This window comes from Enterobacter sp. 61D5 (genome assembly GCF_034107965.1).
Lineage (GTDB): Bacteria > Pseudomonadota > Gammaproteobacteria > Enterobacterales > Enterobacteriaceae > Enterobacter > Enterobacter cloacae_M.
Window position 1 is genome coordinate 193366 of sequence record NZ_JAWNFK010000003.1, and the last position, 24859, is coordinate 218224.

Here is a 24859-nt window from a genome sequence, read left to right on the forward strand (position 1 = left end):
ATAAAAAAGCCCGGCATCACACACCGGGCAAAGAAGTTACCTGCACACTCAGGCTGTTTTCAATTTCTGCGCACGATTCTCACGGCGAATCTTACGTTCTTCCAGCACCGCGACCATCGCCATCAGGATGATACAGCCGATCGCTGCGGCATCCAGCGCCGCGAAGGTGCCCGCCCAGCCGGTGAGGCCGAAAATCGGCGTGCCGTCGGCGATCATTCCCAGACCCAGCTTGGCGAAGCTGTCGCCGATCAGGTAGGCGAAGGTACCTTTAATCCCATCGGCGGCGCCGATCGCTTTTTTCGGGACGAAGCCCACTGCCGCTACGCCGATCAGCAGCTGAGGACCAAACACCAGGAAGCCGAGCGCGAACAGGGACGCCAGGTAAACGTACTGGTTGCTGGCGTGCTGGTAGACGCCGAGCGTGGCGATAATCAGCGCCAGCGCGACGCAGGCCACCAGCGCGCGACGGCCGTTGGCAAGATCCGAAAGCCAGCCCCACAGCAGCGTGCCGACCAGGGCGCCCACTTCGAACAGGGTGAAGCCCTGAATCGCCACTTCTTTAGAGAGCTTCAGCTCCTGGAAGGCATACACGGTCGACCACTGATCGATGCCGATACGCACCACGTACAGGAAGATGTTTGAGAAGCACAGCAGCCAGATCACTTTGTTTTTCAGCACGTACTCAACAAAGATCTGCCATTTGGACATCTCATTTTCTTCGGTCTCTTTGTCCTCTTCGCTGATCTCCTCGCCGAACAGCTCTTCGGCTTTGCCGAGGCCGTAAGATTCCGGGGAGTCGCTGCCGTAGCGCAGGCCGATAAAGCCTACAATCAGGGCGATAATCGACGGGAAGATAAACATGCCGATCACGTGGCCGTCGAACAGGTAGTTTGCGCCGAACAGCGCCACGCCAGCCGCGCCCGCCCCGCCGAGGTTATGGGAGATGTTCCACATGCCGAGGTACGAACCCCGCTTGCGGCGCGGCGTCCATTTGGTGATGGTGGAGTAGCTGCACGACCCGCCGGTACTCTGGAAGAAGCCGCTCAGGGCGTAGAAGGCGATCATCATGAACAGGCTGACGGAGCCCGCGCCCATGCTGGCGCTGAAGCCGAGCATACAGATGGCGGAGAGGATCAGCATAAACGGCAGGAACTGCTTGGTGTTTTTGCCGTCCGCGTAGTAGGAAACAACGGTTTTACCCACGCCGTAGGTGATGGAGAAGCCCAGGCCAATCATCCCCAGCTGCGTCATGCTCAGCCCGTAGGTTGAGATCATGTCGTTCTGCGCGATGTTAAAGTTTTTGCGGATCAGGTACATGGTCAGGTAGCCGATGAAGACCACCAGATAGGACTGCATGAACGGTTTGAACCACATCTTGCGCCGCACGTCGAGCGGCAGATCCAGGGTCGGCTTGCGCACCTGGTTGAGGAAGGCCAGCATGGTTTGCTCCTGAGCTGATTTTTACCTGCGAATGGCAGGCATTGTAAAAATCAGCCGGGAGAGATGCCTGAGACAGCGTCCAGGTAAAACCGGGAAAATTTCCTAGATTTGCGCCATTCGGGGCGAAAAGGTGAGGCACATCACGCTTCGCTCACCTCGCGCGGCGCCTGCGCATGCAGGAAGGGAAGCAGCAGCAGCGCGGAGATCCCCGCCGCGATGGCGATCACCGCAAAGAAACCGCTCCAGTGCCAGACGTCGATCACCCGCGCCAGCGGCCAGCCGGAGAGCGATGCGCCGAGGTAGGCAAACAGCCCGACAAAGCCCGTCGCCGCGCCTGCCGCCTCTTTGTGGGAACACTCCGCCGCCGCCATGCCGATCAGCATCTGCGGGCCAAACACGAAGAAGCCGGTGGTGAAGAAGCACGCCGCCTGCATCACGTAGCTGGCGAACGGCATCAGCCACAGCGAGCCGACGGAGAGCAAAATCCCGGCGGCGAAAATCAGGTTCATCGGGCCACGGTTGCCGTTGAACAGCTTGTCCGAGCCCCAGCCAGCCACCAGCGCGCCGATAAACCCGCCCAGCTCGAACATCGTCACCGCCGAGTTGGCGGTCACCAGATCCACGCCGAGCGTCTCGGACATGTAGAGATTGCCCCAGTCGTTGATCGCCGCGCGCACCACGTAGACCAGCACGTAACAAAGCGACAGCAGCCAGATGTACGGGTTTTTCAGCACGTATTTGGTGAGGATCTCCCTGCGGGTCAGCCCCGCGCCCTCCTGCTGCTGGGCAATCTCCATCTCGTCGTGCCGCCAGTCGCCCACCGCCGGCAGGCCGACTGTTTGCGGCCGGTCGCGCAGGCGCCAGCAGAGAAACAGCCCGGCAATTATCGCCAGGCCACCGGCAATCATCATCCCCGCGCGCCAGCCGTAGTGCAGCGCCGCCGCACCTACCACCATCGGGATCAGCGCCCCGCCGACGTTATGCGCGGTGTTCCAGATTGCCCACCAGCCGCCGCGCTCGTTGCGCGAATACCAGGCGGTGAGCAGGCGGGCGCAGACCGGCGCGCCCCAGCCCTGGAAGAAGGCGTTCAGCGCCCACAGCAGGGCGAAGGCCCACAGCGACGTCGAGAAGCCAAACAGGATGTTCACTACGCCGGTGGCGATCAGCCCAACGCCCATAAAATAGCGCGCGTTGGAGCGGTCACTGACGATGCCGGAGAAGAACTTCGACAGGCCGTAGGTAATGTAAAACAGCGTCGCCAGCAGGCCGATATCGGTGCGCGTCATCACGCCACTGGCGAGGATTTCCGGCGCGGCGGCGTTGAAGCTTTTGCGGGTGAAGTAGAACAGCGCGTAGCCGAGCCAGATGGTCATCAGGATATGGCGACGCCAGTAGCGGTAGCGGGCGTCGATTTCCGCTTTATCGCCAATCGGCGCGGCGCTGGCAGGGGTTTTAAACATGGTAACTCCGTAGCGGCAGGCTGACGCTGACGCGCGTCCCGTGGGTGCAGGAGAGGTTCAGCGTGCCGCCCAGCGCCTTGACGCGCTCGCGCATGCCCGCCAGGCCAAAACCCTGCTGGCCGGAGCCCGGCGGCAGGCCGCAGCCATCGTCTTCAATTATCAGCTTCAGGCTGTCGTCCTGCTGCCAGCCCTGGATCGTAACCGCGCTGGCGCTGGCGTGCTTGACGATGTTGTTGAGCCCTTCCTGACAGACGCGGAACAGCGTCACGCGCTGGCCTTCGCTGAGCGTAGATTCGTTAATGCGCCAGTCGAGATGGCTCACTATTCCGCGGCTTTCCAGCTCCATCTCGCGCATCAGGGAACGCACCGCCTGCTCAAGCGACAGGTCATCGAGCTGGCGCGGGCGCAGTCGTCCTAACAGGCGACGGACGGAGTCATAGACGCCGAGGGAAAGCTGTTCTATATGCGCCCCGCCCTGCTTTACGCCCGCGTTTTCTGCCGCCAGGCGCTGGACAATGCCCGCCTGGGTGCGGATAGCGGTGATAGTCTGGCCGATATCATCGTGTAGCTCGCGGGCAACTTCCTGCCGCACGCTCTCTTCCGTCTCCAGCAGGCGCTCCGCCAGACGGCGGTTGCGCGCCAGCTCGGATTGCAGGGACTGGTTCAGCTCACGCAGGCGCTGAATGCCCGCGCCGAGCAGCAGCCCGGTCAGACTTTGGGCCAGCAGGGAAAGCAGTAAATCAACAGGATGATCGTGCCAGGTCTGGCTGGCGATCAGCGCGATTGCGTTCATCAGCGTGGCGATCAGCGCCCCCTGCCAGCCGTAGTGCCAGGCCAGGGCGATAATCGGCAGCGCCAGACAGAACGGCGTGAAGCGAGAAAGCTCGGCGGGCAGGCCAAGCTGGAGCCACAGGCTCACCACAAACAGCAGCAGATACCAGATGAGGTGCCGGGCGCGCCAGTTCACCGGCTGGGAAACCAGCGCCGGGCCGAGCGGCTGCCAGACGGTGCTGGTGAGATAGTGCCAGATCACGAGGCAGGTTGGCGCCAGCGTCAGGCCGCCGGTCAGGGTCAGCAGCAGGGCATTGAGCATCTCCTTCTCGCCGACCCACGGAAGCGACTGCAGCAGCGCGGCGGCAATCAGTGCCGCCCCCTGACGCAGCAGCGTGCGCCAGTCGCGCTGGTGGCGGTAGCGGGAAATGAGGGCAACCGGGAGAAGCGTGAGCAGGCTTCCGGTCATCAATAAGGGCAGATGCGCGAGGGCAACTTCCTGCGCCAGCCAGACCAGCATCAGCCACTCTGCGCCGAGCAAAACCGGCCAGTAGCCGCGCGGACACTGGAGCATTAAGCCCAGACGCAGCCCGAAGGGAAACAGCAGCACCGCCAGCTCGGGGCGTTCCACCAGGTGCAGGCTGATGCTCCACAGGCAAAACCAAGCGGCGGAGAAGATAAAAAAGCTGGCGACGACGGCGATCAGCCGTGAAAAAGCGGAACTCATTGCCAGCTGTCGAACATTCGGCGCGCCAGCTCGACGTCGTTGCTGACGTTGAGTTTTTCCATCAGGTTGGCGCGGTGAACGTGCACGGTTTTCGGGGACAGATCCAGCTCGGCGGCAATCTCTTTTACCGACATGCCCTGCGCGAGTTTTTCCGCAACCTGGCGCTCGCGTCTGGTGAGCGGATCCTGGCGTCCGGCCGCCAGCTTGATGGCGATATCCGGCGTTAAATAGCAGCCGCCGGTGGAGACGGTGCGCACGGCGGCGATCAGTTCGTCGGGGCTACAGCGCTTGGAGAGAAAGCCGCGCGCGCCCGCGTTGAGCGCCTGCTCGACCAGCGCCGGGCTGTCGTGGACCGACAGCATGATCGTCGACATCCCTTTCGGCAGCTGGCTTAACAGCTCCAGCCCGGAGAGATCCGGCATTGAGATGTCGCAGATACAGACCTTCACCCCGCGCCCCGGCAGGCCCGCCAGCGCTTCATGACCGGAGCCAAACTCGGCCACGACCTGAAAATCCGGTTCGAGGTTTAAAAGCTGGGCAAAGCCGGAGCGGACGATAAGGTGGTCGTCGATAAGAGCGATGGTGGTCATGGCGCGTTTCTCGCAGGTTAAAAAACGCGCTTACCTTAACGATATAGACTTCATCCTTCAAGTGAGCCAACATCATGAGAGAGCTATATTTTAAACGATATCCTGCTTTGGGGGGCTTTTTTTATAACATTGCCTTCTTTTAACGATACGTTTATATGCTCTCCTGAAAGGAGTTACATAGGTGTTTTTTATGCCAGCATAACTCTCGTAGCGCTCTCCACTGACTCCGAAGGTTAAATGTTCACGCTTCACTGGAAGATATTGCACCTTAAAGAGATAATCCCAAAAAGAGAAAATGAACCCGAAATTTATATCATGATGGTTTTTATTACTACTATGATGCAATTGATGATAAGCAGGGCTAACGAAAATTCGTCGAAGGACAGATGGGTAGTAAATAAACACGCGTGAATGTTGTAAATTCAACCCAAATAAAAGAAGTAAAAACATAATAATATTTTGCCCCGCAAAAAATAGATAGGCATGGGTTGTATCAAAGAAATAGCTTATTACTCCAGAATACGAACCAGAAAACAGACTGGCCATCAAAATGAAACAACATTGATTAACAGGATGGGAACGATATGCGGTTAATGGGTTAAGTTCTTCAGCAATATGATGTATTTTATGAAACTCCCAAAGAATCATAACCTTGTGGGAAAGATAGTGCTCAAAAAAAACAGCAAAATCGAAAGCGAGTAATGCCCCAATAGTTAATAAAATACTTAAATAAAAACCAGGAACAATATGTGAGGCAGGTAAACCGAATAAGGATAGTAATAAAATCGTCTTGTGCTTGAAGAAGTATGCCGCACCAATAACGAAAGTATAAACAAAGCCCAGTAGCACTTTATCACAAAAAAAAAGTTTGATGTCATCAACTACCGATCGTGATCTAAAATTATGTTCCCGTACTGCTGCCTTTGCTGCCGCAATCATGTTCCACGATCTTAAACACCAGGCAAAATAGATAATAGCAATAAAAGACGCGGTCAAAAGATAGCCTATATATAAACCATCCGAAGGAGTAAAAAACACCAGAGCTCGTTCAGTCAATGGTACGATAAACTCCTTATATACATCGGTTAGTATATCATTGAACTTATCCATGAGATTTCCTGTTAATAACTATTTAAGCAATAATACTGCTTGCTGTATTCTTAATGCTACGTAGGAGGTTTATAGTATTGATACAGACATTCTGATGTGACAGTAAGTTTTCACGAGCACACCCTATGGTATATTCAGAAAAATTCTTTAGCATCGTAATGTGTTGACGCTCAGTAAATACAAATCTTTTTTCCGTTTTGTCGAGAAGGGGTTTTAATCCATGTGCAATCTTGATAGTCATTTCATTCATCATTTCACCATAGACAAATGAACCACAATAAGGCATGACGAAATCATTTACAGTTAACTGTCCTTTCTCCCCTGATATTACACAAGATTGCTCGCATACAGACCCACGGTAAGACGCAGAACTTGTGAAAGTGATATTATCACTTGTGTATCCGGTAGCATTTGTTTCTATAATTGCCCCCTTTTTATTTTTAATTAGAAAGGAAGATATTGTCTCCAGATGGCTAACATCAATAAACTCACTGATTATTCTTGCCGGGTACCATCCCAGATCACCAAGCGCTCCATACGGTTCCAGTTCAGGTGAGAATTTAATTTGTCCGCGATCCGTATCAGGCCAAATAAAAGAAGCACAAATTCTGTTTATTGGCCCCACATACTTCTCAATTTCTTGTTTAAGCCGGTTGTGAAAAGGATTATGTATATAATGAGCAGCGTCAAGCCAGACGAGACCCAGCCGCTCAGACTCTGAAAGCAATGACATGAATACATCTGAATCAGGAAAGGGTTTCTCTATAAGTGCATGTTTACGGTATTGTATGCATATCCTGAGGAGTTCTTCTTTAGTCGATGTAGGTGTTGCGATATACACAGCATCCAGTTTCGGATCAGAAAAGAATTTGGATGAATCACAAAAACCTCGATCGGGCGGTATATTGAACTTCTGACAGAAAGCGTTGAGTGCGTTTTGTGAACGTGACAAAACTGAATGAACGTTAAGTCCAGCGAATTGACATGCTTCTGCGATAATACCGGCCATCATACCGGTTCCAACAATGCCAAGCTTAAGCATAATAACACCTGTAATCTAATGGCTCAGCAACCTCAACCGTGAATGTTGTTCCTGCTGGTACGAATACTTCATTGCCTGATTGAACATTCACTTTTTGATCATTGTAAGTAAAAACTGCTTTACCACTTATAATAATAAAACGTTCCGGGTCTTCAGCTAACCACCGATACTGACCTGATGCCATATATCCCATCGTCATTTTAATACCATCAACACTAAAATCACGAAGGATCACTTTACCATCAAAGAAAATCAATGTTTTTTCATATCTTAATAGTTCAGACATCATTTTCCCCTAATATTGCCACATGGCGATCTTCAATTGATAAGCCACGATTTAACGGGCTGGTTATAACTTCTGGGATAGGGTCAAAACCAAGGTGCTGGCGTCTGTCAAAGCGTTGTCCCAAATCACGCGTATAACATAAGATAAGTTGCAATCTATTCTCATAAGGACAAGCCTCACGCCAGTGCTCAAATTTTTTCCCATCAAGAACCATGGCATCACCTACCGATAATTTTATTTCTTCACCATTGACGAAAATCCCCCAGTCACTTTCTTCGTGGCTATGTAATCCAATGGATATAATATAATCGACAGAGTTTCTGTCTTTATGCTTTGGCAGGATATATCCCTTTTTATAATTCCATAAAAAAGAATAACTTGGATAAACATCCTCTCCAACAATATCTTTCATTAATGGATTGAAGTGGCTCAGCATTGCTTCCCCTAATGGCACAGCAAAATACATATGAGCATCGGCACTGTCCGTGTTACCTTTTAACACACCCAAATTTTTTGAAATAGCAAGATAGCGATAAAAGATATCAATTTCACGATCAGTGATCAGCGATTTTAAAACTTTCACACCAGAGAACATGTTTTATCCTTCAATTATTTTATTTATAAAATTATCATGCCGGCGTTGAACTCTTTCTTGTATTTCATTTGCCGGAATACCGCTAATGCCCGATAACCATGCTATTCCCTCAGGATTGACATGAAGAATGCTTTTAAACGTATGCAGATGATCCGATACCATTTCATGTTTAGCAGGATCACGACTGATTAACTGTCGGAAGTAGTTAATTCCCATCTGAACATGTCTAGCTTCATCGTTCATGGCACCTTTATAAATTTGGCCAATCAAACTATTTTCTGTAAAGGCATGAATGAACAAATTAAACTGTTCCAGGGCACCATTTTCAAGAAATACATGGCTTAAAAAAACCTCGTCAAATGTATCCAGCTTATGAAAATGCTCAATATATAATTCTCTGGTTTTTGATAAATCACGAATGGAACCATTCGCGAGGATGGCATAGCGCGAAAAAAGTTCTGAATGTCTCGCTTCATCATTTACGGCTTGTGCAAGCCCCAACTTCAGCGAGAAATCGTTGGCCTGAAGAAGTAATTCAGCCGCATTCTCCATTCCTAGCCATTCCACATGAGCAGATAGGCTGGCAATAGTTATAGCATCCTCACGCAATCTGGCTGGAATATTGTCATTTTTCGCTAAACTCCAATCAAGGCTGGCATCCCATGTTTGTTTGGCTTTTCCTTTAACATATAAATCATAATGCCGATCGGATAGAAAATCCATTTCACTCATTTTCGGTGGGTTCTTCATGACACTTACTCCTGCTTTGTTCGTTATAAAAAAATAATAAAACCGCAATGAAAGTGGCTATTAGCATCAAACCGGTTAATCGGAATGTCACAATAAGTGAGGTTGCACTGGCAATAATCCCTCCAACCATAGGCATCAGAATAGCGACCACTGAAGAAATCATCTGGATCATGCCCGTTGCTTTGCCGACATCTGCATATCCAACAATATTACGCACACCATACCTGACTGCAAAAAAGGTGATACCCGAAGAGGCACCTATTAACATAATGCCAAAATAGAACAATAGTACTGATGCACTCTGCGGTGTTACGAAGCCAAATAGCATGAATGCTGTAATGTTAAACAGCATAGAAACCATTAATATCTGCACGGATTTAATATGGTTGTTGAGTACTGAAGCAAACTTTGTGCCGCACGCCCCTCCGATACCCAACAATGAAATTATTAAACCAACACTATTCTCAGTCTGCCCCAATGCTCTGAAAAACAAACCCAGCATATCATTGCTCATAAAAAATGCTAAATTTGCGAGCGTATAACCAACAACCAAATAAAAAAGGTCCCGATGTTTTTTTAGCTCCAGCCAAAATGAATACTTGTAATGTGAATTGTTATCACTACTGTAAGAAGTTATCCGGCTGTTTTTTTCAGTTGAGGCAAATAATCCAACAAGGTTTAATAGTGTTGATAAGCCTATTGCATACCATAATCCATAGTTCTGATATATATATACCCCGATAATCGGAATAACTATCCTGCTGGCATTGATAAGATACCCATAAATTTCAAAGAATCTCCTGGACTCTGAATCATCCGTGTTTAGCTTTACATTTGAGATATTCAGTCCACACCGTGACAATGTTTTTATTGATGCAATGCAGTATAAACCTACTATCGAACCCGTCAGCATGAATAAGGGAGTGACAATGGCATTAATAAAAAACAACATCACCCGATAGTGATGGATTTTAGCATTATCTAACAAACGCCCAAATAACGTACTTGAAAAAAGAAACGGTAGTGCAAAACAGGCTCCCAGCACACCCATCTGGAACGGAGTGGCATTAAACATATATATAGCGACAATACTTAAAACAGCATAATCAAGGTATGTATCTAATTCATTAGATCCAATGCCAATATACTTTATCATCTATCCCTACCTTAATTGAGTTTTGGCTGGTATAAGCCGCTAACGGCTTATACCAGTTATAGATGTCTTACACTGCCAATGGTTGATAGTCCATAAATCCTCCTGATAGTAATAATTACGAGTGATATTGCTTCATTGAATTGTGCTTGCAAGGCGATTTAATCTAAATACAAACTCAGAGTTTTGTAAATATTAAGAAAATTAAAAGTTAAGATTTTGTGATCTACATCGTAACTCATTTTATATTTTAGCATCACTTCATATTGTTTAATTTCATATGGGTAAATACCAATATTTTAATAGTACCGCTTGTAAATCATGAGACAGGTTGTGTTGAGTGATAGTTACAACTTAAATATATGATCCGCAAAATCAGTAGGTTAAGTTAAAGTGAAATTTATTTCTTCAGTTTTAACTAGCAACTATTAACTCAGAACGGACGGCGAAATTCTTTGTATTTTATTAAGGTAATTCTTAGTTATATGATATATTATGAGGAGGATATGTCTATTTGTGAATTTAATTTTTAAATCATCACATGTAATAAGCCACAACATTAATGCGAATAGTTATTATTCATTTATTGTAATTCGGAATATGTTATTTCATGTTGCTAGCGGATGGGTGCGATGGAAAGAACGTTTATCTTCCTTATCGTGACGCGCGACGACATGGGATTTATGTTAGTGACGTTTGAATAGAAATAAGTTCAGAAGGATGGCACTGGCTTAAAACAAACGATTGTAACGCAAAAGCCCGAACACAATTTCAAATCATATTCGGGCGTTAACGTAAGTTTACTCGAAAAACACCGCAATTTTGTTAAACATGGTGGGATCGGACTGGTTGCGCGCCACTTTGGTGACGTCTTCCAGCTTGTCGATCTGCGCCATCATCTGCTCCAGACGCTGGTCGTCGTTGACCAGCAGCCAGATGCGGCTGTGCTCGCTGCCCTGAATCGGCAGACAGAGAATGCCTTCCACGTTAAACGCCCGGCGGGCAAAGAGTCCGCAGACGTGGGTCATGACGCCAGGGTGGTTGCGGACGGTGAGTTCCAGAATGACGTTTTCATGTTGTTTCTGCATGGCTTATTCTCCCACCATCTCAGTATTTGCCGCTCCCGGCGGCACCATCGGATACACTTTTTGTTCAGGATCGATACGCACGTGGATCAGCGCCGGGCCGGGGCGAGAAATCGCCGCCTGCAGCGCCGCGTGGGCATCCTCTTCGGCGTTCAGATCGCAGGTGTGCAGGCCAAAACCGGCGGCAATCTGCATAAAGTTAATCATCCCCGGGTAGGTCGCGGCAAACACGCCCTGCTTGTAGAACAGGCTCTGCTGCTGGTGCACCAGCCCCAGCGCCTCGTTGTTCATCAGGATGATTTTCACGTCTAACTGGTTTTCGGCCGCGGTGGCCATTTCCTGAATGTTCATCATCAGGCTGCCGTCGCCGGAGAAGCAGATGACCTTACGGTCCGGGTTGGCGAGCGCCGCCCCCACGGCTGCGGGCAGACCAAAGCCCATGGTTCCCAGACCGCCGGAGGTCAGCCACTGGCGCGGACGGTTCAGCGGGTAGGCCTGGGCGGTCCACATCTGATGCTGACCCACGTCGGTGGTGATAATCGCGCTGTCGTCCACGCAGGCGGCTACGGCGTTGATAAGACCGTAGTGGCTCAGCGGGTCGCCTTCGGTTGGGATGGCGCCCGGGAACTCGCGCTGCAGATCGGCCACCAGCTTACGCCAGTCGGCGCGGTCGGCTGCATCCGTCTGAGGGATCAGCTGCGCCAGCACCTCGGCCACGTCGCCCTGAATCGCCACGTGCGGCTGCTTGATTTTACCCAGCTCGGCGCGGTCGATATCCACGTGAATGATCTTCGCATTCGGGCAGAACTGCTCGGTTTTACCAATCGCCCGGTCATCAAAACGCGCGCCCATAACAATCAGCAAATCCGCCTCTTGCAGGATGTAGTTGGTGCTGCGCGCGCCGTGCATGCCCAGCATGCCTAATGACAATGGGTGCGCTTTAGGCAGCATGCCCAGCGCCATCAAGGTCATGGTGGTCGGCAGGTTGGCTTTTTCCGCAAACTGGCGGATTTCATCCGCAGCGTTAATCGCTCCGCCGCCCAGATAGAGCACCGGGCGTTTGGCGGCGTTAATCATGGCGGCGGCATCGCGCACGCTCTCAGCGCTGAATTCCGGCGCGGGGGCACGCTCGCCCGGCTCCGGCAGGACGTCTATCTCGATCTCTGCGGTCTGGACATCCTTAGGAATGTCTATCCACACCGGGCCCGGGCGGCCGGACTGCGCAATGCGGAACGCATCGCTGATAACCTGAGGAAGCTCGCTGATGTCGCGAACTAAATAGTTATGTTTGGTGATGGGGATAGAGATGCCGTAGGTGTCCACTTCCTGGAACGCATCGGTGCCGATCATCGAGGACGGTACCTGGCCGGTAATGCAGATCAGCGGAATGGAGTCGAGGCGCGCGTCGGCGATGGCGGTGACCAGGTTGGTTGCGCCCGGGCCGCTGCAGGCCATACAGACCGCCGGTTTGCCCTGGGTACGCGCCATGCCCTGAGCAATAAAGCCTGCCCCCTGCTCGTGGCGCGCCAGCACGTGGCGGATCTGCGTGCTTTGGCTTAACGCATCGTACAGCGGCAGCACCGTGCCGCCAGGAATGCCCGCAACCGTGGTGATGCCCTGCCGTTCCAGTAAATGAACGATCAGCTGCGCGCCGGTGAAACGCGTCTTCGCGGATGTTGTGCCCGAACTTGCCATGCTCCAGTCCTTTTCTTCTGGGCCGACTTTCCGGGGAGGCTCTTAAACGAAAAACCCCGCCCGGTTTGCGCCGGCGGGGTTTTGGATTCGTGTGTTGATCCAGTCCCTACGGCGCATTGCCGACGACCACCACCACACGCACGACGACCACTGCGGCTGGTTGCGCAGTTTTTAGTAGGGTCGAAGTGAAGATGGATGAAGTCATTGGGGACCTGTGTTTGGAATCATTGATGGAATTTATACAAACACAGGTTTTCGGGCGTGACAATGGAAATATTTTCATCTGCACAAAAATGCGCCAGGGATCACGTTTCGTTTGTTGAGGGATGAAAACAAAAAACCCCGCCTAAGCGAGGTTTTTATCAGGGTTTTGCGGTTGGTCGCCGCAGAACACACTGTGTTACGTCAACGCAAAAAGTATACGCGATCGAAGACGAACGCGCAATTCCGGCACGGATTTCGACGTTTTTGAGTATGGATCGCCTTCCTGATTTTGTCCAAAAAATACTGTTCATACATACAGTATTTATCTATACTGAGGGTGTTCGCAGTGAGCGAGGGGGCCGCAGTTCTACCGGCGCAACGAAGTCCTGGCTGAAACGGGTGGTGCCGTCAGTGCCTTAACCCCTGAAGTGAGCACACTGTGTTACGTCAATCCAGGTGCTGGCAACAGGCGGCGGAAAGGTACGCCAGCATCGTGCTCCTTTTAACCAAAAGGAGACGCGTATGAGCGTAGTGGATATGGTGATACTTATCCTCAAACTCATTGTTGCTGTACTGCAACTGCTTGATGCTGTCCTGAAATTCCTTCGGTAATTCAGGTTCAAGTCGCACCTGAGAGGGGCGGGCAACCGCCCCTCTTTAATAACGAGGGAATGCTATGTCGCGTCTGTTAATTGAGCCCGTCACACCGGATGAGCCGGGGTATATCGCCCTGAAGGCTGAAAGTATCGCACTGAATTTCAACATGCTGCGCAGGCTTGAAGAGAACTGGCAGCGTGGTGAGAACCGCTTTAACGCGCCGGGTGAAAAGCTGCTGGGTGCGTTTCTCAACGGCAAGCTGGTGGGCGTGTGCGGCCTCAACCGCGATCCGTTCAGCCAGCAGCCGCGCGCCGGACGTATTCGCCATCTCTACGTCAGCGAGAAGTGCCGCGGGCTGAGCATTGGCAAACAGCTTTTAACCGTGGTGATGGCCGATGCCAGCATCTGGTTTGATTTCCTGAATACCCACGCGCCGGAGAGCGCGTACGGCTTCTATCGCCAGGCGGGTTTTACGCTGGTCTCGGACGAGCCGCGGGTGACGCACCGCCTTTTTTGTGCCGTGTAGCCGGCTGGCAGCATCAGGGTGTGAATGTTACAGTTGAGTGACAATTCACCACCCGATACGCTATGACCATCACCGTTTTTTGCATTTTGCTCTTCGCCGCGCTGCTGCATGCCAGCTGGAACGCCATCGTTAAGGCCGGAACGGACAAGCTCTATTCCGCCATAAGCGTTAGCGGATCCGCCACGGTTATCGCTCTGGTCTTACTGCCGTTTTCCCCACAGCCTTCTGCTGCAAGCTGGCCGTTTTTGATCGTCTCCTGCGCCTTACAGGTGGTGTACACCGTGCTGGTAGCGAAGACCTATCAGGTCTCCGATATGAGCCAGACCTATCCGCTGATGCGCGGCACCGCCCCGCTGCTGGTGGCGCTGATCGGCGTGCTGGCGCTCGGCGATCGTCTCTCGTGGCTCGCCTGGTCCGGTATCGGAGTAATTTGCCTGTCAATTCTGGCGATGGCGATGCATGGCCGCATACGGTCACGCAAAGGGATCGGGCTGGCGCTGCTGAACGCCTGCTTTATTGCCGGGTATACGCTGGTAGACGGCACCGGCGTGCGTCTGTCGGACACCGCGCTGGGCTACATGCTGTGGACCTTCTTTATGAACGGCTTCTGCCTGCTGAGCTGGGCGATGGTGGCGCGTCGGCGCGAGGCGTCCGTCTACCTGCGCCTGCACTGGAAAAAGGGGCTGCTCGGCGGGGTGGGAACCATGGGATCTTACGGTCTGGCGCTTTGGGCAATGACGCAGGCACCGCTGGCGGTGGTCGCGGCGCTGCGTGAAACCTCCATACTCTTTGGGGCAATGATCGCGTTTGTCCTTTTAAAAGAGAAGGTTGCGGGCCTGCGTATCGCGGCGGCGCTGGGTATTGCCGGCGGCGCCATTCTGCTGCGCATGGCGTAAATCACTGGCAACATTAGTTGCCGATCTTGTTTACAAATCCTGCCTTTCCCGGTTTTTCCATTCACCACAACAATGCTTAAATTGTCATCTCTCTGTGGTAGATTCCTCGCGCATTTATGGGAATGCGCAGTCACTTATTCTTCATTTTTCTCTTTTGGCAAAAGTATTCAGCGACATGAAAAAACAAAGGAACGTTAACTTATTGTTGATGCTGGTGTTACTGGTGGCCGTCGGTCAGATGGCGCAAACCATCTACATTCCGGCGATTGCCGACATGGCAAAGGAATTGAACGTCCGCGAGGGCGCGGTGCAGAGCGTGATGGCAGCCTACCTGCTGACCTATGGCGTTTCGCAGCTCTTCTACGGCCCGCTGTCTGACCGCGTCGGGCGTCGCCCGGTGATCCTGGTGGGCATGAGTATTTTCATGGTGGCGACGGTGATTGCCATTTCCACGCACAGCCTGACCGTACTGATTGCCGCCAGCGCCCTGCAGGGCGTCGGGACCGGCGTCGGTGGGGTGATGGCGCGAACCTTACCGCGCGATATGTATCAGGGCACCCAGCTCCGTCATGCCAACAGCTTGTTGAACATGGGTATTCTGGTCAGCCCGCTTCTCGCCCCGCTGATTGGCGGCCTGCTGGACACGATGTGGTCCTGGCGCGCCTGCTACGCCTTCCTGCTGGTGCTGTGCGTCATTGTCACCTTCAGCATGGCGCGCCGGATGCCGGAAACGCGCCCGCAGGACGCGCCGCGCACGAAGCTCATCACCAGCTATAAAACGCTGTTTGGCAACGGGTCGTTTACCTGCTACCTGCTGATGCTGATCGGCGGCCTGGCGGGCATTGCGGTGTTCGAAGCCTGCTCAGGCGTGCTGCTGGGTGCGGGGCTGGGCCTGAGCAGCATGGTCGTGAGTATTCTGTTTATTCTGCCGATCCCGGCGGCGTTCTTCGGCGCGTGGTTTGCCGGACGCCCAAACAAACGCTTCTCCACCCTGATGTGGCAGTCGGTAATCAGCTGTCTGCTGGCGGGTCTGATGATGTGGATACCGGGGCTGTTCGGCGTGATGACGGTCTGGACGCTGCTCATCCCGGCAGCGCTGTTCTTCTTCGGCGCGGGGATGCTGTTCCCGCTGGCGACCAGCGGCGCGATGGAGCCGTTCCCGTTCCTCGCAGGCACGGCTGGCGCGCTGGTGGGCGGTTTGCAGAATATCGGCTCCGGAGCGCTGGCCTGGCTCTCGGCGATGATGCTGCAGACCGGGCAGGCTAGTTTGGGCCTGCTGATGACGCTGATGGGGCTGCTGATTTTACTGTGCTGGCTGCCGCTGGCGTCGCGTGTTCTGCATCACGAGCAGCCGGTTTAACCGCATGATGGCCCGGCTTCTCGCCGGGTTTTTCACAGACGGGCGCAATCATCGCCTGCAACAACGGCTCCGGCGCGGGCCGCCAGGCCCCCTCTTCCCCGTCGTAAAACTGGAAATCCGCGTTCAGCGCATACGGGATTTTCGCCTTTTGCAGCTCGCAGGCCATAAAGGTGGAGAACGCCATTTGCGAAGCGGTTGGCGTGAGGTGGTTTGACTCTCCCACGCCCCAGCCCCCGACCCAGCTAACGTGCCCGGTTTTTTGCTGCCAGCGCAGCGCGGTATTGATGCGATTATGGATAGCCGCTTTCTCCGCCGCCGTGCCGGACGTCCACGGGTATTTACCGCTATTTTTCAGCGGCCCCCACGGGAAAATATGCCACTCCGCCAGCAGGTAGTTTTGACTGTGCGCGGGCAGCTTCAGGCTGGATAAATCCTCCGGGGCGGCGCGCAGGCGTGGCGCAATAAAGATCATGCGCTGCGGGTCCATGTCGTGGATCGCTTTAATGGTTTTTTCATACACGCGGTTTAGCGACGCGAGGTTGTGGTTAAGCTTGTCGGCCGGCTCATAAATGAGATCAAAACCCAGCAGCGGATAGCTCTGACCGAAATAGTGCGCCACGGCAATCCACCAGTTGATCGTCTCTTTCTCGTTATCGGCTTTCGGGTCGTTTTTATATTCATCAGCCTGATAAGCGATAATCGGGATCACGCCATACTGCTCGCAGGCTTCTACCAGCTTGCGCAGGTGAATTAGCCGCGCTTCCGTCGGCTCATCGGCGACGCGAATGCGCACGTGGGTAATGCCTTTTGCACGAAAATCGCGTACCACCAGCGGATCGAATTCGCGTATGCCGCGCTCGGTGCGCGCCCAGTCCACATCCATCCCGACGCCCAGCTGCTGCGCATAGTGGGCAGCCGTCAGCGGCGGCTCAGCGGCAATCGCCCAGCCGGAAGAGATCAGTAATGCACAGGCAATAAAAGGCTTTAACACGGTTTACCCTGGATAAATCGAAAGCATTACCTGTATTTAGCACGCTTTTTCACATTTCGTGTAGAGCGAAAGCGTAATAATTCTTCAACCTGCCAGTTCTCTCAGCCAGCCGATAAAGGCGTCTATTTTCGGCCACTGCCGGCCAGAAAGCGTCGAGATATAGTAGTGCTGATGGCATTTCAGGGTCTTTTCACCAAACGGGGCGATAAGCTCGCCCCGTTCGAGCCGTTTCTGCACCAGCCGCTTTCTGCCCATCGCGACGCCGACATGGTTGATGGCCGCAATAATCGCTAAATCGGAACGATCGAAACCAATGCCCGACGATGGCGGCATATTCACCGCAAAGTGCTGCGCCCAGCTCAGCCACTCATCCGTACCGGAATCGTTGCTCCAGGCCTGACGGTCATGCAGCAGCGTGCAGTGGCTGAGGTTATCGGGGTTTTTCAGCAGTTCATGCTCGCGGGCATACTGCGGCGAGCAGACGGGCAATATCTCCTCGTCCATCAGGAAGTGATGAGAGAGGTGGTTTGGCGGCGTATCGTCGAAATAGAGCGCCAGATCGACGCCCGTTCGCTGCATATTGACGTAATCATTGCCGGTCAGGATGGTGAGTGAAATCGACGGATAGCGGCGGGTAAAGTCTCCCAGCATGGGCACCAGCCAGCACTGGGCGATCGACGGGCGGGAGTAAACCGTCAGCGTGCCGGACAGCGCCTGGTTTTTGATGTCCAGGATCTCCTGATTCAGGGTGTCGAGGGACGATTTAAGCGTCCAGTAAACGCGCTTTCCCTCCTGCGTCAGCTCGACTTTACGGTGCGAGCGGACAAACAGCTGAATGCCCAGCTCCTCTTCCAGCAGGTTGATGCGGTGGCTCACCGCGCTGGGGCTGAGCGACAGCTCCTCCGCCGCCAGGGCGAAGGACTCATGCCGGGCGGCCACTTCAAAGGTATACATTTTCGACAGCTGCCAGCCGTTTAACAGGCGGTTTCTGGCTTCATTCGCATCGGTCATCACAATTCTCACGCGGGTTTTCTGCGCTCAGCATACCGCTCAAGGGTGAATTTATGTGAACCTAATACGAATTAAGTGCGCTTTTTAGAGCGCAGTCACTCAGTTGATCCAATCTGGCTCACCTGAACGCCAATTTATATCGTTTGTCAGCCCACGCCGTTTTTTCGTCCAATACCCACAGATGACATAAGGGTGAGGTGAGATATGGGATCTCAGGTCTGGGTTGTGGCAACGCTGCTGGTCAGCATTGTGTTGATTGTTTTAACCATCGTAAAACTGAAGTTTCACCCGTTCCTCGCGCTGCTGCTGGCGAGCTTTTTCGTCGGCGCTATGATGGGGATGAGCCCGCTGGATATGGTGAACGCCATCGAGAGCGGAATTGGCGGTACGCTGGGCTTCCTGGCGACGGTGATTGGTCTGGGTACCATTCTCGGCAAGATGATGGAAGTCTCCGGCGCGGCAGAGCGCATCGGGATCGCACTGCAGCGCTGCCGCTGGCTATCCGCAGACGTGATTATGGTGCTGGTGGGCCTTATCTGCGGCATTACGCTGTTTGTGGAAGTGGGCGTGGTACTGCTGATCCCGCTGGCGTTTTCCATCGCCAAAAAGACCAACACGTCGCTGCTCAAGCTGGCCATTCCGCTCTGTACCGCGCTGATGGCGGTGCACTGCGTGGTGCCGCCGCATCCGGCCGCGCTGTTTGTAACCAATAAATTAGGCGCGGACGTCGGAACGGTCATTGTTTACGGTTTGATGGTGGGCCTGATGGCCTCGCTGGTCGGCGGCCCGCTGTTCCTGAAACTGCTCGGCAACCGTCTGCCGTTTAAACCGGTTCCGGCGGAATTTTCAGACCTGAAGGTGCGCGAAGAGCACACCCTGCCGTCGCTGGGCGCCACGCTGTTCACGGTGCTGCTGCCGATTGCCCTGATGCTGGTGAAAACCATTGCCGAGCTGAATATGGCAAAAGAAGGCACGCTGTATACGCTGCTGGAGTTTATCGGCAACCCCATCACCGCCATGTTTATCGCCGTGTTTGTCGCCTACTACCTGCTGGGGATCCGCCAGCATATGGGCATGGGTACGATGCTGACGCACACCGAGCACGGCTTCGGCTCTATCGCCAACATTTTGCTGATTATCGGCGCGGGCGGCGCGTTTAACGCCATCCTGAAAACCAGCGGGCTGGCGGACTCGCTGGCGCATATTCTCTCGAACCTGCACATGCACCCTATCCTGCTCGCCTGGCTTGTGGCGCTGGTGCTGCATGCCGCCGTAGGCTCCGCGACGGTGGCGATGATGGGCGCCACGGCGATAGTCGCGCCGATGCTGCCGCTCTACCCGAACGTAAGTCCGGAGATCATCACCATTGCCATCGGTTCCGGGGCCATTGGCTGCACGATCGTGACCGATTCGCTCTTCTGGCTGGTGAAGCAATACTGCGGCGCGACCCTGAATGAGACCTTCAAATACTATACGACGGCGACGTTTATCGCCTCGGTGCTTGCACTTGGCGGCACATTCCTGCTTTCCTTCATTATCTGAGCGCGAAGAGACGTATTATGGAAAACGCAACTATCACTACTTTAACCGCACAGTTTCCTCTGGTTGAGGATCTGATCGCCCTGAAAGAAACCACCTGGCTTAACCCGCGCACCACGACGCTTGCAGAAGGGTTGCCGTACGTCGGGCTGACCAAAGCCGACGTGGACGACGCGCACGCGCGCCTCAACCGCTTCGCGCCGTACCTGGAGAAAGCCTTCCCGGAAACGGCGGCAACGGGCGGGATTATCGAATCCGAAATGGTTGCGATCCCGGCGATGCAAAAGCGGCTGGAGAGAGAATCTGGTAAGTCTATTCCCGGCACGCTGCTGCTGAAAAAAGACAGCCATCTGCCGATTTCCGGCTCGATTAAAGCGCGCGGCGGCATCTATGAGGTGCTGACCCATGCGGAAAAACTGGCGCTGGAAGCCGGGTTGCTGAGCGTTGAAGACGACTACAGCATTCTGCTGGAGCCGCGCTTTAAGGACTTTTTCAGCCAGTACAGTATTGCTGTAGGCTCAACCGGCAACCTCGGGATGTCCATCGGCATTATGAGCGCCCGCATCGGCTTTAAGGTGACGGTGCATATGTCTGCCGACGCCCGCGAGTGGAAGAAAGCCAAACTGCGCAGCCACGGCGTTATCGTCGTGGAATATGAGCAGGACTACGGCGTGGCGGTGGAGCAGGGACGAAAAGCGGCGGAAAGCGATCCGAACTGTTTCTTCATTGACGATGAAAATTCCCGCACCTTGTTCCTGGGCTACGCCGTTGCAGGCGAGCGCCTGAAGGCGCAGTTTGCCGAACAGGGCCGCGTGGTGGATGCCGATCATCCCCTGTACGTCTACCTGCCGTGCGGCGTCGGCGGCGGCCCCGGCGGCGTGGCGTTTGGCCTGAAGCTGGCCTTTGGCGATAACGTCCACTGCTTCTTCGCGGAGCCAACGCACTCCCCGTGCATGCTGCTCGGCGTCTACACCGGCCTGCACGATGAAATCGCGGTGCAGGATTTGGGCATTGATAACGTCACGGCGGCAGACGGTCTGGCGGTAGGACGCGCCTCCGGCTTCGTGGGCCGCGCGATGGAGCGCCTGCTCGACGGGTTCTACACCCTTTCCGACCAAAGCATGTACGACATGCTCGGCTGGCTGGCGCAGGAGGAAGGCATTCGCCTGGAACCGTCGGCGCTGGCGGGCATGGCCGGTCCGGTGCGCGTTCATTCGCATACCAACGTTACCCACCTGGTGTGGGCGACCGGCGGCGGGATGGTGCCTGAAGACGAGATGGCGAAGTATCTGGCTAAAGGGAAAAAATAACCTGTAGATGGGTTACCGCAAACAGCAGCGACAGCGAGAGAACAGCGAGGGCGATCAGGAACTTATCCCGCACCGCCTTCGGCTGCACAAAGTCGTTCTGCGCCACGTCCATCAGGTTACGGCTGCGGGTATAGCGCCATAAAACGATCGCCACCAGCGCCAGCACAACAATCGAGATCCAGAACGGCACCCCTGTACGGTGCCAGTTGTGCTTAATCGCCAGGGCAATCAGCGCGCCATACCCCAGCAGCGTGCGCAGCCAGGCCAGCGACGTCCGCTCCGGCTGCAGGCCGGGGTCCGCTTCGCGCCGCGCTTTGCGGCTATCCGCCATAGAACACCAGCACCATTACCACGCCCGCTACCGTCAGCAGAATCGCGCTGATGATGAGTAACCCGCGCGTATAGGGCAAATCCTGCTTCAGACGCATCGCCTTCTCATTGCGCAGCCAGCGCAGGTAGCCGTAAATCGCCAGCACGCCTGCGAACAGGCACAGCAGCAGCGCCAGCACTTCACGAATCAACGGCGTGGCGAAATCAGGCGCGAGCTGGTCGAGCCCCACCCCTGCGGCAAGAAAGCCCAGCGCGGTGCGGATCCACGCTAAAAACGTGCGTTCATTAGCCAGCGAGAAGCGGTAGTCCGGCGCTTCGCCGAGGCGGGAAATTTTCATGAAGATTCCTTGTCGTGCTACGGGCAGGCTTCAGCATAGCGTAAATCGACAAGGACAAGGAGACCGGCATCGGGCGATGCCGGTCAGGAAGATTAGTGCAGCTCTGGCCAGTAGTCCTTATTGGCCTCGATCAGGTCATCCAGAATCGCTTTCGCGACGGACGCGCTCGGCACGGTTTTAGACAGGGTGATCGCCTGCCAGAGTTTCTGGTACGAGCGCTGCTCCCAGGCATCCACCACCAGTTTTTCCACCGCCACCTGCTGGCTCATCAGCCCTTTCTGGAAGTGTGGAATATCGCCCACCGTGAGCGGCTCCGGTCCGTTATGGCCCACCAGGCATGGGATCTCGACCATCGCGTCGGCATCAAAGTTATGGATGGCCCCGTTGTTTGGCACAATCAGCAGCATCCGCTCCTGGGTATTGAAGGCAATTGCCGTCGCCAGATCGACGATGTACGACGCATGTTCGTCAATTTCCAGCTCACCGGCGGCGGAGTGACCGGCTTCGATAATCGCCCGGCAGGAACTGAACACGTGCTTCTCGCGGTGATCCATAACTTCATTGGCGCGGGTGCGCTCCGGGTTGGAGTGCGCGACCACGTAGTCCGGGAACAGGTAATACTTCAGGTAGGTGTTCGGCATGGTGTCCGGATCCAGCGCCTGCACGTCTCTGGCCTTGGCAAAGGTATCGTTCCAGCTCGCTTCTGTATGCGCATCTTCCGAAGGCGGCACATAGCCGTTTTTAGCCACGTATTCGCGCAGTTTCGGCATCAGATCGTTGCCGTTGAGATCTTCAATCGACGTCCACCAGCCGAAGTGATTCAGGCCGTAGTAGCGCACGCGCATCTCTTTGCGGTTTTTCAGGCCGACAATCTGCGCCATGCGCCCTTCAATGCCGATCGGCATATCGCAGATGTTGAGGATTTTGGCGTTCGGACGCAGGCGGCGCGTGGCTTCCGCGACAATTGCCGCCGGGTTGGAGTAGTTCAGCATCCACGCGTTCGGGGAGTACTGCTCCATGTAATCCACCAGCTCCAGCACGCCGCCGATAGAGCGCATGCCGTAGGAGATGCCACCCGGTCCGCAGGTTTCCTGGCCCAGCACGCCGTGGCGCAGCGGGATTTTTTCATCTTTTTCGCGCATCGGGTATTTGCCCACGCGGATATGCGCCATCACGAAATCCACATCGGTAAACGCCGCTTTAGGATCGGTGGTGTAGCTGAATTCAATCTCCGGCGCCTGCTCCTTCAGGATGATTTTGCACGCTTCGGCGATGGTCTCCTGACGTGCGCCGTCGTTGTCATAGAACTTCAGCGCGCGCAGCGGGAAACGGTCGCGGTTGGCTAACAGCATCAGGACGATACCAGGCGTAAAGGTGCTGCCGCCGCCTGCAATGACAACTGAGAATTTTTTCATGATATAGCCTCTGTCAGGGTGGTTTGTTCATTTGTTAAAGGAGTTTTCATCAGCGATTCCAGCTGGTCGCGCACCTGAGGAACGTGCAGGCCGACAATCACCTGAATGCCGTTGCCGCGTCGCACCACGCCGTGGGCGCCGAGGGCTTTGAAGACGTCATCGCTTTGGGTTTTCGCCATATCCACCAGCGCAATGCGCAAGCGGGTGGCGCAGTTGTTGATGCTTTCGATATTGGCCGCGCCGCCGAGCGCCTGCAGGAATCCGGCGGCCTGCCCTACCTGCTGGCTGGCCGCGGCCGGGGCGGTGGTTTGCCCCCGCGCTGCCTTATAGTCGGCCTTGCTGTAGAGTTTGATTTCGCTCTCTTCCCGGCCCGGCGTCTTCAGGTTCAGACGTTCGATCAGCGTTTTGAAGACCGCGAAGTAGATGCCGGTGAAGCAGACGCCGATGCCAATCTGGGTGAATACCGTCGAGGCGTGGTTATGGAACATTGGGATCCAGTTTTGCGGCAGGAACTGATCCAGCAGGCCGCCGCCCATGTTCCCGACCACGCCAAAGGCGTACATCACCGTTGCCATAGTCGCCGCCAGCACGGCATGGACGGCAAACAGCAGCGGCGAGATAAACAGGAAGGTGAACTCAAGCGGTTCAGTGATGCCCACCAGCACGGCGGTAAGCGTGGCCGGCACCAGCAGGCCAGCCACCTTGACGCGGTTTTCCGGCGACGCGGTGTACCAGATCGCCAGCGCAATCCCGACCGAGCCAAACACTTTTGAGTTGCCGTGCAGCGCGAATCCGCCTTCCGGGAAGAGGGTTTTCAGCGGCAGGGTGCTCTGGCTGAATTCCTGCAGGTGCTGTGCCCAGTAGACCTGAATGCCGCCTTCCACAGCCGCCGGGCCGAAGATGAACGGACCGTAGACGAAGTGGTGCAATCCGGTTGGGATCAGAATGCGTTCCAGGAAGGTATACACCCACACGCCCAGCGCACCGGCGGACCGCAGGAACGCCTGCAGGGACTCAATGCCCATCTGCACTTTTGGCCAGCCCAGCAGCGTCAGCCAGGCGCAGGGGATCATGACGAAGAACGCGAGGATAACGACAAACGAGCTGCCCTGGAAAATCCCCAGAAAGACCGGCAGCGGCTTGTCGAAGTAGCGGTTGTGGATGGCGGTGACGATGCCTGAGATCACAATGGCGCCGATGATGCTGGTATCGAGCGTTTTGATGCCGGCAATCATCGCCAGCCCGCTTCCCGCCGTCGGTTCGGCGGAAAAGTCGACGCCGAAGAAGTGGCCCCAGGTCATCCCCATCGCGTTAATGAAGTAGTTCCAGGTCAGGAAGCTAATCAGCACCGCCAGACAGGCGCGGCCCTGCGCCTGCTTCGCCAGGCCAATCGGCAGGCCGACGGCAAAAATCAGCGGCATATTGCGAAACACCGCCCAGCCGCCCTCTTCAATGATGTGAACAATCTGCGCGAAAAGATGATCGGGGGCCGTTAAGGCTTCGCCGACAAACAGCGGGTTGCGAAGCATGATGGCGATTCCCACCACGATCCCGGCGAACGGAAACAGCAACACCGGGGTAAACATGGCACCACCAAAACGTTGTATTTGACTGAGCATTTTTAAATCCTCATGAAAC

Annotated in this window: 25 protein-coding genes; 6 read left to right on the forward strand and 19 right to left on the reverse strand. The window is 54.5% G+C overall.

Going from position 1 to position 24859, the window contains the following annotated elements; all coding sequences use genetic code 11:
- Positions 1-48: 48 nt before the first annotated feature.
- From uhpT to ivbL, 13 genes are all read right to left on the reverse strand, one after another.
- Complete coding sequence (uhpT, locus tag UTM25_RS02520; protein ID WP_045400423.1) at positions 49-1440, reverse strand: hexose-6-phosphate:phosphate antiporter; 1392 nt, start codon at positions 1438-1440, stop codon at positions 49-51.
- Positions 1441-1580: 140 nt separating this feature from the next.
- Entirely contained in the window at positions 1581-2900 is a 1320-nt protein-coding gene (locus tag UTM25_RS02525; protein WP_033144332.1) for an MFS transporter, read from the reverse strand.
- On the reverse strand, positions 2893-4398 hold the full coding sequence (gene uhpB / locus UTM25_RS02530) for a signal transduction histidine-protein kinase/phosphatase UhpB (RefSeq protein WP_194401494.1): 1506 nt from the start codon (positions 4396-4398) through the stop codon (positions 2893-2895). The genes UTM25_RS02525 and uhpB overlap by 8 nt, the downstream gene beginning before the upstream one ends.
- Complete coding sequence (gene uhpA, locus UTM25_RS02535; RefSeq protein WP_194401493.1) at positions 4395-4988, reverse strand: transcriptional regulator UhpA; 594 nt, start codon at positions 4986-4988, stop codon at positions 4395-4397. Before uhpA ends, uhpB begins: the two co-directional genes overlap by 4 nt.
- A gap of 90 nt (positions 4989-5078) precedes the next feature.
- Positions 5079-6098 carry a sterol desaturase family protein gene (locus tag UTM25_RS02540; RefSeq protein WP_194401492.1) on the reverse strand — a complete coding sequence of 340 codons (1020 nt, stop codon included), beginning with the start codon at positions 6096-6098 and terminating at the stop codon, positions 5079-5081.
- Between the two features lie 22 nt (positions 6099-6120).
- Positions 6121-7140: a Gfo/Idh/MocA family protein gene (locus UTM25_RS02545; protein ID WP_194401491.1), complete on the reverse strand. Its 1020-nt coding sequence runs from the start codon at positions 7138-7140 to the stop codon at positions 6121-6123.
- The gene (locus tag UTM25_RS02550) at positions 7133-7426 is read right to left on the reverse strand and encodes a pyrimidine/purine nucleoside phosphorylase (protein ID WP_194401490.1); all 294 of its coding nucleotides are present in this window, start codon (positions 7424-7426) and stop codon (positions 7133-7135) included. The genes UTM25_RS02545 and UTM25_RS02550 overlap by 8 nt, the downstream gene beginning before the upstream one ends.
- Entirely contained in the window at positions 7419-8021 is a 603-nt protein-coding gene (locus UTM25_RS02555; RefSeq protein WP_194401489.1) for a hypothetical protein, read from the reverse strand. Before UTM25_RS02555 ends, UTM25_RS02550 begins: the two co-directional genes overlap by 8 nt.
- Positions 8022-8024: 3 nt before the next feature.
- Positions 8025-8771, reverse strand: coding sequence for a ferritin-like domain-containing protein (locus UTM25_RS02560; protein WP_194401488.1), 747 nt, complete (start codon positions 8769-8771; stop codon positions 8025-8027).
- On the reverse strand, positions 8746-9927 hold the full coding sequence (locus UTM25_RS02565; protein WP_194401487.1) for an MFS transporter: 1182 nt from the start codon (positions 9925-9927) through the stop codon (positions 8746-8748). The genes UTM25_RS02560 and UTM25_RS02565 overlap by 26 nt, the downstream gene beginning before the upstream one ends.
- A 797-nt stretch (positions 9928-10724) precedes the next feature.
- The gene (gene ilvN / locus UTM25_RS02570; RefSeq protein WP_006808802.1) at positions 10725-11012 is read right to left on the reverse strand and encodes an acetolactate synthase small subunit; all 288 of its coding nucleotides are present in this window, start codon (positions 11010-11012) and stop codon (positions 10725-10727) included.
- Between the two features lie 3 nt (positions 11013-11015).
- Positions 11016-12704, reverse strand: coding sequence for an acetolactate synthase large subunit (ilvB, locus tag UTM25_RS02575; protein ID WP_194401486.1), 1689 nt, complete (start codon positions 12702-12704; stop codon positions 11016-11018).
- 106 nt (positions 12705-12810) lie between these two features.
- Entirely contained in the window at positions 12811-12909 is a 99-nt protein-coding gene (gene ivbL, locus UTM25_RS02580) for an ilvB operon leader peptide IvbL (RefSeq protein ID WP_057979964.1), read from the reverse strand.
- A gap of 521 nt (positions 12910-13430) precedes the next feature.
- Between ivbL and tisB the strand changes: the two genes are divergently transcribed.
- From tisB to emrD, 4 genes are all read left to right on the forward strand, one after another.
- Positions 13431-13520 (forward strand): type I toxin-antitoxin system toxin TisB, encoded by a 90-nt coding sequence (gene tisB, locus UTM25_RS02585; RefSeq protein ID WP_023309830.1) that lies wholly within the window; start codon positions 13431-13433, stop codon positions 13518-13520.
- Positions 13521-13584: 64 nt separating this feature from the next.
- Complete coding sequence (locus UTM25_RS02590) at positions 13585-14031, forward strand: GNAT family N-acetyltransferase (protein WP_194401485.1); 447 nt, start codon at positions 13585-13587, stop codon at positions 14029-14031.
- Between the two features lie 62 nt (positions 14032-14093).
- Positions 14094-14927 (forward strand): EamA family transporter, encoded by an 834-nt coding sequence (locus tag UTM25_RS02595; RefSeq protein ID WP_194401484.1) that lies wholly within the window; start codon positions 14094-14096, stop codon positions 14925-14927.
- Positions 14928-15102: 175 nt separating this feature from the next.
- On the forward strand, positions 15103-16287 hold the full coding sequence (gene emrD, locus UTM25_RS02600; protein ID WP_320714246.1) for a multidrug efflux MFS transporter EmrD: 1185 nt from the start codon (positions 15103-15105) through the stop codon (positions 16285-16287).
- Here emrD and UTM25_RS02605 read toward each other — a convergent pair.
- Entirely contained in the window at positions 16190-17278 is a 1089-nt protein-coding gene (locus UTM25_RS02605; protein WP_194401482.1) for a cellulase family glycosylhydrolase, read from the reverse strand. The genes emrD and UTM25_RS02605 overlap by 98 nt on opposite strands.
- Positions 17279-17362: 84 nt before the next feature.
- Complete coding sequence (gene dsdC, locus UTM25_RS02610) at positions 17363-18289, reverse strand: DNA-binding transcriptional regulator DsdC (protein ID WP_069303447.1); 927 nt, start codon at positions 18287-18289, stop codon at positions 17363-17365.
- Between the two features lie 204 nt (positions 18290-18493).
- On the opposite strand from dsdC, the gene dsdX reads away from it, so the two are divergent.
- Entirely contained in the window at positions 18494-19831 is a 1338-nt protein-coding gene (dsdX, locus tag UTM25_RS02615) for a D-serine transporter DsdX (RefSeq protein WP_194401481.1), read from the forward strand.
- A gap of 17 nt (positions 19832-19848) precedes the next feature.
- Entirely contained in the window at positions 19849-21138 is a 1290-nt protein-coding gene (dsdA, locus tag UTM25_RS02620) for a D-serine ammonia-lyase (protein WP_194401480.1), read from the forward strand.
- Here the strand turns inward: dsdA and UTM25_RS02625 are convergent.
- From UTM25_RS02625 to UTM25_RS02640, 4 genes are all read right to left on the reverse strand, one after another.
- On the reverse strand, positions 21122-21469 hold the full coding sequence (locus tag UTM25_RS02625; protein ID WP_194401479.1) for a DUF202 domain-containing protein: 348 nt from the start codon (positions 21467-21469) through the stop codon (positions 21122-21124). The genes dsdA and UTM25_RS02625 overlap by 17 nt on opposite strands.
- Complete coding sequence (locus UTM25_RS02630; RefSeq protein WP_014068263.1) at positions 21459-21806, reverse strand: YidH family protein; 348 nt, start codon at positions 21804-21806, stop codon at positions 21459-21461. Before UTM25_RS02630 ends, UTM25_RS02625 begins: the two co-directional genes overlap by 11 nt.
- Before the next feature lie 92 nt (positions 21807-21898).
- On the reverse strand, positions 21899-23221 hold the full coding sequence (locus UTM25_RS02635; protein WP_194401478.1) for a 6-phospho-alpha-glucosidase: 1323 nt from the start codon (positions 23219-23221) through the stop codon (positions 21899-21901).
- The gene (locus tag UTM25_RS02640) at positions 23218-24840 is read right to left on the reverse strand and encodes an alpha-glucoside-specific PTS transporter subunit IIBC (RefSeq protein WP_194401477.1); all 1623 of its coding nucleotides are present in this window, start codon (positions 24838-24840) and stop codon (positions 23218-23220) included. The genes UTM25_RS02635 and UTM25_RS02640 overlap by 4 nt, the downstream gene beginning before the upstream one ends.
- Positions 24841-24859: the final 19 nt, after the last annotated feature.